The organism is Shewanella sp. 10N.286.45.A1 (assembly GCF_041470405.1).
Lineage (GTDB): Bacteria > Pseudomonadota > Gammaproteobacteria > Enterobacterales > Shewanellaceae > Shewanella.
Window position 1 is genome coordinate 1 of the sequence record NZ_JBFRMK010000128.1, and the last position, 9281, is coordinate 9281.

The following is a 9281-nucleotide window of genomic DNA, read 5'->3' on the forward strand; positions in this document are numbered from 1 at the left end:
CACCTAAAAAGCGTAAACTCTTACGTCGATATTAACTATATAAAGGTATCACTCGGGCTTGTTCAACACTTGGGATAAGGACGCGGCTGCGCGCGGCCTATCCTTATACGTTAGGCTTTTTCGTAGAAAGTTTCATATTCTTTAGATACTGAAAATACCAAGTTATCAAAATTACTAGCCATGTATTTAACTACAATTGCTTTAACTTTTTCGAAATTAGAAACATCATAGAAATTTATTTCAAATTGATAAGCACCACTACTATGACCATCGAGTTCACCTAGACCTGAACCTTCAATGAGTTCAGTAAGATCATCAACCATCTTTAAATGTGCGTCATCACGAAAGAATTCATCTTCTTTAACCATGAGCCAAAGTTGATTATCTTCGTTTTCATCAGCGGCATGATTACTTGAAAAGAGTTTTGATAGAAAACCGAACATCCTTGATTCCTCTAGAAGCCTAACATTTTAATATACGGCTTGCGCGTTTTGCCAAACCATTCTGGGAAAACGTGCACTGAATATAACCTTAAAAACTCTTTTAAAGCAACTAATTACTAATGAAAGTGAGGAATTGTATCCAATACTCTTTTTGACAAAAATGAGTTGCACACTTTGCTTTCCGGTTATCTCAATGTTTCAAGAATGCACGCTTTTATGTAACTGAATTTGCGCATTTTTATTACTGCCTGCAATAGTAAACCGTGAATTCGACATTCTGGGTTGTCTTGATTTTTTAGAAAACTCAATAATACTGTATATAATAACAGTGTTGTCAAAAAGGTATAGCAATGCAGTCCTCAAGTCCTTTTTTGGAATCAATCAGACAAGATATACGCTTGCGAGGTTATAGCTTGCGAACCGAAAAAGCCTATCTTTATTGGATTAAACGTTACATACTTTTTCATCACAAAGCTCACCCTGCAACCCTCAACGCTGTCGATGTTAAAAACTTTTTAAGTTGGTTAGCCAATAGTCAGAATGTAGCGGTTAATACTCAGAAGGTTGCGCTAAATTCATTGGCTTTTCTATACCAAAAGAGTCTTAAGGTTGAGCTAGGTGATTTAGGTTTTAGTTTGGCTACAAAGCAACGGAGGCTCCCCATCGTGTTATCACCCAAAGAGGTTTCTCTGATATTGAAGAATATGGATGGAACAGCAAAATTGGTGATAGAGATGCTCTACGGTAGTGGTATGCGTGTTAATGAATGTTTGAGGTTAAGACTACAAGATATCAATATAGATAATCTCTCTTTGACCATTCGAGATGGAAAAGGCAACAAAGACAGACAAACACTATTGAGCCAATCTTGCTGTAGTAAGCTTACTCATCATATCGAACAATCCATTGAACTACAGAAACTGGATAACAAAAGTGGTTTCGGTCCATCACTACCTTACTCTTTAGGGAAAAAATACCCGAATGCATTTCGTCAAGCTGCATGGATGTTTTTGTTTCCATCAACCCATATCTGTGAACACCCTGTGACGAGAGCTCCTTGTAGACATCACCGCCATGATAGCTCTATAAGAAAAGCGCTTCAAAAATCGGTTAGAGCAAGTAATATAATGAAAAAAATAAATTGCCATACCTTTAGGCACTCGTTCGCCACTCATTTACTTCGAACTGGCACTGATATTCGTACCGTTCAAGAGTTACTCGGGCATAACGATCTCAATACAACTCAAATATACACTCATGTGTTAGGGCAACACTATGCTGGAACACAGAGCCCAATGGATGACCTCTAGTTTATGGTGCTTACGCTTGAAAAATCTTGAAAATTAAACATTAAAAAGCACGGCAGTTATCGTTCTGCCGTGCTTTTGGTGTTGTGAGGAGCTAGGCGTTTGCCTTTACCTTGCCGTCGCGGCCTTCATATTGCGGGTGAACTCTGCTAGTGCGTTTAGTAGCTGCGCTTCATTGTCTTTGTTGGCATCAATGATTTTAACGACCGCTGAGCCTGAAATCGCGCCAGCTGCTCCTGCATCAATGGCGGCTTTCACTTGTGCAGGCTCTGCAATACCAAAGCCCAGTAGCGGCGGTGCGCCGTTAAACTCTTTTAGGCGGTTTAAAATATCAGTAATTGGCATGCCGGCTTTTGATTCTGTACCAGTCACACCTGCGCGCGATAACAGATAGGTATAGCCTTCACCTTTGTCGCTCACAAGTTGTAGTGTTTCGCTGTCAGCATTGGGTGGTGCGATAAATATCGGGGCGACGCCATGGGCTTTTGCTGATTTGATAAAAGGCGCTGCTTCTTCTACTGGCACATCGGCGATAAGCACGGAATCAACGCCCGCGGCTTGTGCTTTGGCATAAAAGACGTCAACTCCATTGGCGTAAACCAGGTTGGCGTATAGCAGCAAACCTATTGGTAAATCTGGGTATTTAGCGCGCACAGCGCTTAGCATTTCAAAGCATTGTGACGGCGTTGTCCCTGCGGCAAGTGAGCGCAGGTTGGCACCTTGGATCACCGGGCCATCAGCGAGGGGATCGGAAAATGGGAAGCCAAGCTCTAGCGCATCAGCGCCATTTTTGACGAGCGTGTCAATTATCTTTAAAGACAACTCAGGAGAGGGATCGCCTAAAGTGACAAAAGGGACAAATGCACCTTGGTTTTTCTTATCTAGTGCGGCAAAAGCTGCCTGGTAACGATTACTCATTGCCACTCTCCTCAGTTGTTGAGCTGTCTGCTTGTTGCTTTTCTAAAATATCAGCCACGGTGAAAATATCTTTGTCGCCACGACCTGATAAGTTGACCACTAATAAGGTCTCTTTGGTGGCCGCTTTGGCAAGCTTGACGGCATAGGCAAGTGCGTGCGCTGATTCTAACGCGGGGATAATCCCTTCGCAGCGAGCTAACAATTGGAATGTCTCTAACGCTTCGTCATCAGTTGCTGACTCGTAAGTTGCACGGCCAGTTGCGGCAAGGTGCGCATGCTGCGGTCCAACAGATGGGAAGTCTAGACCTGCAGATACAGAGTAAGACTCTTCAATCTGGCCTTCGCTGTCTTGCATCAATGGCGCTTTCATACCAAAGAATATGCCGGTTTTACCATGCTTTAACGGCGCGCCATGCATCGGGGTATCAATACCTTTACCTGCAGGTTCAACCCCAATTAATGCCACTTCCTCGTCATCGATGAAGTCGGCGAACATACCGATAGCATTTGAGCCTCCGCCAACACAGGCGATAACGGCATCGGGCAGTCGACCTTCACGTTCGAGGATCTGATTTTTAGTTTCTGCGCCAATCATGCGTTGAAATTCACGCACAATAGTTGGGAACGGGTGTGGCCCCGCTGCTGTGCCTAACAGGTAGTGTGCTTTGTCGTAACTGGCAGACCAGTCACGCATTGCTTCGTTACAGGCATCTTTTAGGGTGGCAGAACCTGAAGTAACAGGAATAACTTCTGCGCCCATTAGCTTCATTCTAAATACGTTAGGTGACTGGCGCTCAACATCTTTTGCGCCCATATAAACTTTGCATTTTAAGTCGAGTAGTGCACAAGCAAGCGCGGTGGCAACACCATGTTGGCCTGCGCCTGTTTCGGCGATGATCTCTTTCTTACCCATGCGTTTTGCGAGCAAGGCTTGCCCCAAAACTTGGTTAGTTTTATGGGCGCCACCGTGGAGCAAGTCTTCACGTTTTAGGTAGATCTTAGCCAGTGGATTAGGGCTCAGATTACGGGTAAGCGTGAGCGCTGTTGGACGACCGGCGTAGTTTTTAAGCAGATCGGTAAACTCTTTTTGAAACGCTTCATCTTCTTGCGCTTCGATAAAGGCTGTTTCTAGCTGTTTTAGTGCAGGCATTAAAATTTGTGGTACGTACATGCCGCCGTATTCCCCAAAGTAGGGGTTTAACTTACTCATAATATGGTCCTTTATCTTTCATTTCTAACGCGATGCTAATAACGTTATCATCGCGTGGGATTCGATTTATTGGTACAGTCACTCGCACTGCAAATAGTGCGAAATCTAGTATTGACGTAACTTGGCAAAAGTTTGGCTGATCAGTTGATGATCTTTAATACCAGGGCTTTGCTCGAGGCCGCTGTTAAAGTCGAGCCCGTAGAACCCTTGGCTAGCTGCTTGTTCTGCATTATCTGCACTTAAGCCGCCAGCGAGCAGCGCGTCGCAGCGATTAGGGAGTGACTGTTGCCAATCAAAGGCTTGGCCTGTACCGCCAAATTGACCATCGCTTTTACTGTCGAACAAGATCCGGTCGGCGTTACTGGGTACGTTTAGCTCGACATTGTTATTGTTACTATCAATAGCCACTGCTTTCCAAACTTGGCATTGGCTGTTTTGTTTTACCAGTGCCTGTTTTAGTGCGTCAATTTCAAGCGAGGTTTCTGTGCCGTGCAGTTGCACCGCATATAGACCTAATTGCTTTGCAATAGCGGCAATTTCATCACTATTTTCGTTAACAAAAACACCCACTAAATTGAGTTTATAAGTCGTGGCATTAAATGCTGTAACCAATTCAAGTGCTTGTGCCTTAGTCACTGCTCGTGGCGACTTTTGTGCAAAAATAAGTCCGCCGTACACCGCGCCTTTCTGTGCCACTTCGATTAAGTCTTCGATACGCGTTAATCCGCACACTTTATTGTGGCCTAAGGTTAATGTTCTGCAGGCTAAATCTAAGTCATCTTCAGCCATTAATGAACTGCCCACTAAAAAGCCATCAACTAATGGTGCTAACCGACGCACTTGTGCTTGGTTGTAGATCCCCGATTCGCTGATCACCACGCGGTCTGCAGGAATATGCGGCGCTAGCGCTTCGGTGGTGGCGAGATCGGTCGACAAGTCGCGCAGGTTACGGTTATTAATGCCGATGATGGCAGCATTTAGCGCAATGGCACGGGTCAATTCAGCGTCGTTGCTGACTTCGGTTAAAATATCTAACTGATATTTTGCCGCTTCTGCTGCGAGTGTTTGGTACTGGTTATCGTCAAGTACTGAAAGCATGAGCAAAATGGCGTCGGCACCTTGGTGCGCAGCGAGTTTGATTTGGTATGTGTCGACAAAGAAGTCTTTACACAAAATAGGTTGCTTAACTCGGGCACGTACTCTTGGAATATAGTCCATATCACCTTGGAAAAACTGCTCATCGGTGAGCACTGAGATCCCTGCAGCGTATTGGTTGTATACATCGGCGATGGCATCGACATCAAATACGTCTCTGATTAACCCTTTTGATGGACTGGCTTTTTTACACTCTAAGATAAAGCCCGCATTGGGTGCTTTTAGTGCATCATACAAACTTCTGTCTGACTGCTTCGGTGATAAACTTTCTTCTGGAAAGCGCAGCTTTAGGGCTGCCATATGAGCAGCTTTAGTATCAACAATTTTAGTGAGCACATTGCTCTCTTTCGCTTGGGTGTCACTGGCCATGGGAGTGTCTCTTACATCGCTATCGTTGTTTATGTTCGTTAGTTGGCTCACGCTAAACTCCTTTTGCTGCTTGGCTAGCATCGGCGAGCGCGGTTAGCAATTGGTAGGCTTTACCACTTTCAATGGTCGCCAGCGCTAATGTTGTGCCGGCTTTTACTGAATCGACGATACCGGCAACATACAAGGCGCAACCTGCGTTAATGGCAACGGCATTCATGTGCGCCGGGCGGCCTTTACCTTGCAGTATAGCGCGAGTAAATTCGGCATTCTCCTCTGGCGCGCCGCCTTCAAGGTCAGTCAACTTCGCTTCTGCTACGCCTAAATCTGCAGGGGTGATGCGGTACTCACTAATTTCGCCATCTTTTAGCTCGTGTACTAAGGTATCACCATGCAGAGCAACTTCATCAAGACCGCTGCCATGAACCACCATCGCGCGTTTTATGCCGAGTGCTTTAACGACTTGTGCGATAGGTGCAACAAGCTCTGGGCTGTATACGCCCAATAGCATAAAGTCTGGGTGAGATGGGTTAATCAACGGCCCAAGCACATTAAATAGAGTGCGCGTTTTAAGTGCTTGGCGCACTGGTACTGCGTGAGCCACGCCGCCATGGTAGTGCGGTGCAAATAAAAAGCATAAGCCTAAGTCATCAAGACAATCACGGGCGGTTTCTGGCGCCATGGTTAAATCGATACCAAACTGTGCGAGTAGATCCGATGAGCCTGACTTACTCGACACACTGCGGTTACCATGTTTAGCCACTTTAGCGCCTGCCGCGGCGGCTACAAAGGCGGCAGTGGTTGATATGTTAATGGTGTTATGGCCGTCGCCGCCGGTGCCTACAATATCAACTATCCCTTGGGCAACCGTTGTTTCACTTGGAGCTGGAAACGGTTTTGCTGCGGCTCTAAGTGCATCTGCAGCACCTGATATTTCATCGATAGTCTCACCGCGCATTTTCATCGCAACCAACATTCCAGCCATGGTGACTTCATTCATTTCGCCTTGAATGATAGTACTAAAAAGCGTTTTAGCATCTTGACGACTTAAACTCTCACCACGGTAAAGTGACTCTAGCAGTTGGGCATTGTCGATTAGTTGGCTCATGATGTTTGTCCTTTTACGTCTTGCTGCGCGAGTGATTGTGCCAAGTATTGCAATGACTGCACTAATAACTGGCTGCCTAGGGTGGTGAGAATTGATTCTGGGTGAAACTGAAAGCCGACCGCTTTATCTTGGCGGTGTATGATCGCCATTGGCATATCTTCAGTCGTCGCTATCACCTCTAAACACGCTGGAACGTGGGTTGCCACTAAGCTGTGATAGCGCGCAACTGGCAAAGGCGAGGGCAGATCCGCGAAAATATCTTGTCCGTTATGCACTGTCGGGCTGGCTTTGCCATGCACAACTTGTTGGGCACGCTCCACTTTACCACCATAATGTTCAACTAATGCTTGATGGCCTAAACAGATCCCCAGCATGGGAACTTTACCTGCCACTTTGCTGATTAAGTCCATTAGCGATCCCGCTTCATGGGGCGCGCCAGGACCTGGTGATAACACTAATGCCGCAGGCACTGTTTCACTAAGTAGCTTATCTGCTATAAAGTCTGCATCAACATCGTTGCGGTAGATGATAACTTGATAGCCTAGGCTGCGAAACTGATCGACTAGGTTATAGGTGAACGAGTCAAAGTTATCTAATAGATAGATTTTCATAATCCACCTCCCATCTTAATGGCTGAAATGACGGCTTGGGCTTTTTGTCTGGTTTCATCGGCCTCGGCTTGCGGATCGGAGTCAAACACCACACCTGCACCGGCTTGGATAAAGGCGGTGCCGTTGCTGACAAAGGCTGAGCGGATCACAATACAGGTATCCATATCGCCTAAACCGTTGAGGTAGCCAACTGCGCCGCCGTAGCTGCCGCGGCGAGTTTTTTCGGCGCCTCGAATAAGTTGCGCTGCACTCACTTTAGGCGCACCGGTTAATGTGCCCATGTTCATGCAAGCTTGATAAGCATGCAGTGCATCTAAGTCGGTTCTAAGCTGACCGGTAACACGGCTAACAAGATGCATGACGTGGGAGTATCTATCGACCTTTAACAGTTCAGGGACTTTGCGAGTACCACTTTGGCTGATACGGGCTACATCATTTCGAGCTAAATCAACTAACATGATGTGCTCGGACAGCTCCTTTTTATCTAAACGAAGCTCGAGCTCGTTGCGACTATCCAAATCAAAGTCTATGTCACCGTTTGCTGTCTTACCGCGCTTACGCGTGCCAGCAATAGGGTAGATCTCAACTTGATTGGTGCTCGCTTCATATTTAAGTGCGCTTTCAGGTGAAGCGCCAAAAAGGGTAAATCCTTCACCTCTAAAGTAAAACATGTAAGGGCTTGGATTGGTCAACCTAAGCGCACGATATGCACCGAGTGTATTGGGGCAGGGCAAGCTGAAGGTACGTGATGGCACCACTTGGAAGATATCGCCTGCAACAATGTGCTGCTTTAAATCATTAACCGTTTGTTTAAACTCGCTATCGGAGATATTAACTTGAGTATCGGCATCAACAGTTTTGAGCTCTGGAATAGCGGTGAGGGTGGTGCAGCTTTGTTGTAACTCATCCATGCGCGCAGCAAGCGTGTTTGCTATTGCAGTATTGGCCGCTGCAAACTGATGGGTAATGATGTCGGCACTTTGTTGCTGATGATCAACTAATATTAGCGTTTCGGCGAGATAGAACAGGTAATCTGGGCAGCTATTGTCACCTTCAGGTACTGAAGGCAGTGGCTCTACAGTATCGATAAGATCGTAAGATAATACCCCACCTAAAAACAGGTCTTCAAAAGCCGGGGTATCGTTGCAACGAATGTGCTGCACCAGCATACGCAGACCATCGAGCGGCGAGGTGGCTTTTAAGCGTGCATCTTCATCTAGCTGTGTACTGTCTTTGCAAAGCTTAACCGTTAATGTAGTCGTTGAGGCTTGCTCAAATGCTACTGCGCTAAAGTGCTCGGCGAAAAAGGCTTGGATAGGTGCAAGTAGCGTTTGGCCGTTATCGGTAAAAGCAGTAAAAGTTAACTGATAACCATCACAGCGGATCATCATCGCTGCGTGGGTCAAAATAATGCTTTTTAGATGGTCTTTGCTTTCTATCTCTGCAGACTCCAGCAACATAGTATGTGGCGCGTCATTGGTCACATGCTGATACAAGCGCAACGGATCGTCATGGTAAGCGAGTGACTGCTTATTAGTCATGACTTTCGCGATATCTTTTACTGCCATGCTAAGCTCCTGCCGTAGGGAATAATGGGTTATTCATTGTTATATCTCTTTTTAATACTTAAAAATCAAGAGCCTGCTGCTTGTGGGTTTTGTATAAAACGTTACCGCTGTTGTTTAGATACAAAAAAGCCCGCAATTGTGCGGGCTTTTTTGTTGAATCTTGTCTCAAACTGATTGAGCACAGAATTTCACACCACCCGCTAATTTGGGAAGTGCCACCACCAATTAATGTTTTGGAAAGTTGTAAACTGTGTCATTTAAAATTCAATCTAGTTTGTTGTCGTGGCTATATAAAAACATTTGCAGACAAAGGCTGTCAATTGAATATTACTCTTTTTGAGAAAAGATAATGAAAAAAGCACATATGGCCGATATCGCGGGTCGTTAGCGTAAAATTTATGTGAACTCATCATGCTTTTTTCACAAAACGCAGCAAAATGTGTCGCTATCGACAAACCATTAGCTAAAAACAGTAAAACCGCTGTTGGTGTTGTAGTGCTGCAAAAAAGGAGAGTATCGCGGCTGTAGGTTATATCTAACACTGTTTTGTTGGCATTATACCAATCAGTATAAGACGTTGATCTACTCAGAGCGT

The 9281-nt window shown here is 45.5% G+C and carries 8 protein-coding genes and 1 other annotated feature; of the genes, 1 reads left to right on the plus strand and 7 read right to left on the minus strand.

From position 1 onward, the window contains the following. Positions 1–110 precede the first annotated feature (110 nt). Positions 111–443 carry a hypothetical protein gene (locus AB4238_RS10795; RefSeq protein ID WP_372033453.1) on the minus strand — a complete coding sequence of 111 codons (333 nt, stop codon included), beginning with the start codon at positions 441–443 and terminating at the stop codon, positions 111–113. 350 nt (positions 444–793) lie between these two features. On the opposite strand from AB4238_RS10795, the gene AB4238_RS10800 reads away from it, so the two are divergent. Next, positions 794–1753: an integron integrase gene (locus AB4238_RS10800; RefSeq protein WP_372033454.1), complete on the plus strand. Its 960-nt coding sequence runs from the start codon at positions 794–796 to the stop codon at positions 1751–1753. Between the two features lie 105 nt (positions 1754–1858). Here the strand turns inward: AB4238_RS10800 and trpA are convergent, their stop codons facing one another. The 6 genes from trpA to AB4238_RS10830 all read right to left on the minus strand — a co-directional run bounded on the left by trpA (position 1859) and on the right by AB4238_RS10830 (position 8686). Next, a complete protein-coding gene (trpA, locus tag AB4238_RS10805; RefSeq protein WP_372033455.1) occupies positions 1859–2668 on the minus strand; it encodes a tryptophan synthase subunit alpha in 810 nt (269 codons plus the stop codon). Then, positions 2661–3878 (minus strand): tryptophan synthase subunit beta, encoded by a 1218-nt coding sequence (gene trpB, locus AB4238_RS10810; RefSeq protein WP_372033456.1) that lies wholly within the window; start codon positions 3876–3878, stop codon positions 2661–2663. Before trpB ends, trpA begins: the two co-directional genes overlap by 8 nt. A gap of 105 nt (positions 3879–3983) precedes the next feature. Then, positions 3984–5402, minus strand: coding sequence for a bifunctional indole-3-glycerol-phosphate synthase TrpC/phosphoribosylanthranilate isomerase TrpF (gene trpCF, locus AB4238_RS10815; RefSeq protein ID WP_372033459.1), 1419 nt, complete (start codon positions 5400–5402; stop codon positions 3984–3986). A gap of 52 nt (positions 5403–5454) precedes the next feature. Beyond that, positions 5455–6507: an anthranilate phosphoribosyltransferase gene (gene trpD / locus AB4238_RS10820; RefSeq protein ID WP_372033457.1), complete on the minus strand. Its 1053-nt coding sequence runs from the start codon at positions 6505–6507 to the stop codon at positions 5455–5457. After that, a complete protein-coding gene (locus tag AB4238_RS10825; RefSeq protein WP_220736154.1) occupies positions 6504–7118 on the minus strand; it encodes an aminodeoxychorismate/anthranilate synthase component II in 615 nt (204 codons plus the stop codon). Before AB4238_RS10825 ends, trpD begins: the two co-directional genes overlap by 4 nt. Beyond that, the gene (locus tag AB4238_RS10830) at positions 7115–8686 is read right to left on the minus strand and encodes an anthranilate synthase component 1 (protein WP_372033458.1); all 1572 of its coding nucleotides are present in this window, start codon (positions 8684–8686) and stop codon (positions 7115–7117) included. The genes AB4238_RS10825 and AB4238_RS10830 overlap by 4 nt, the downstream gene beginning before the upstream one ends. Before the next feature lie 120 nt (positions 8687–8806). Further along, positions 8807–8916: a sequence feature (Trp leader region), on the minus strand. Positions 8917–9281: the final 365 nt, after the last annotated feature.

Coding starts and splice junctions, on each gene's coding strand:
- AB4238_RS10795 (WP_372033453.1), bottom strand. CDS start 443: ATGTTCGGTTTTCTATCAAAACTCTTTTCAAGTAATCATGCCGCTGAT.
- AB4238_RS10800 (WP_372033454.1), top strand. CDS start 794: ATGCAGTCCTCAAGTCCTTTTTTGGAATCAATCAGACAAGATATACGC.
- trpA (WP_372033455.1), bottom strand. CDS start 2,668: ATGAGTAATCGTTACCAGGCAGCTTTTGCCGCACTAGATAAGAAAAAC.
- trpB (WP_372033456.1), bottom strand. CDS start 3,878: ATGAGTAAGTTAAACCCCTACTTTGGGGAATACGGCGGCATGTACGTA.
- trpCF (WP_372033459.1), bottom strand. CDS start 5,402: ATGGCCAGTGACACCCAAGCGAAAGAGAGCAATGTGCTCACTAAAATT.
- trpD (WP_372033457.1), bottom strand. CDS start 6,507: ATGAGCCAACTAATCGACAATGCCCAACTGCTAGAGTCACTTTACCGT.
- AB4238_RS10825 (WP_220736154.1), bottom strand. CDS start 7,118: ATGAAAATCTATCTATTAGATAACTTTGACTCGTTCACCTATAACCTA.
- AB4238_RS10830 (WP_372033458.1), bottom strand. CDS start 8,686: ATGGCAGTAAAAGATATCGCGAAAGTCATGACTAATAAGCAGTCACTC.